We start from the raw sequence: 454 nt of genomic DNA, 5'->3' as shown, positions 1-454 counted from the left end.
CAGCAGGCGGGCGGCCGCCAGCCTCGTGCCCGACCGCCAGCCGGAAAAACTGGATGCCATCGCGGCCGCGGCCCGTGCCAGCGACGGGGCGAGCACCTGCACGTTGTCGAGTCCGATGTCGGTGCCGCGCGCGAGCGACGTCAGCGTGGCCATCGATTCGCTGCCGGGATTCTTGAGGTGCAGCGGATCGAAGTCGAATTCGAGGCGCCACAGCAGCGGAATGCCGGCCGCGACGAGCGCCAGCGTGGCCGCGAGCACGGTCCTGCGGTGGGTCTGCAGCGCATGGTCGATGCCGGCGAGCCACGGGTAGCCGGGCGCGAGCGCCCCCGCCGGCGGATCGGTGATGCGGATCAGTGCGGGCAGCACGGTCAGGCAGGCGGGCAGGGCGACGCACAGGATGCCGACGCCCGCGATCTGCCCCAGCTCGGCCACGCCGCGGTACGCGGTGGGGAGG

General features: G+C 73.3%; 1 pseudogene. It reads right to left on the bottom strand.

Features of this window, described 5'->3' with window-relative positions:
- Nucleotides 1-454: pseudogene (locus ACEN88_RS34270) on the bottom strand (hypothetical protein); the annotation flags it as partial.

The sequence above is a fragment of the Massilia sp. CT11-108 genome (assembly GCF_047302915.1).
Lineage (GTDB): Bacteria > Pseudomonadota > Gammaproteobacteria > Burkholderiales > Burkholderiaceae_D > Telluria > Telluria orientalis.
This window is presented reverse-complemented; position numbering and strand designations above follow the sequence as displayed.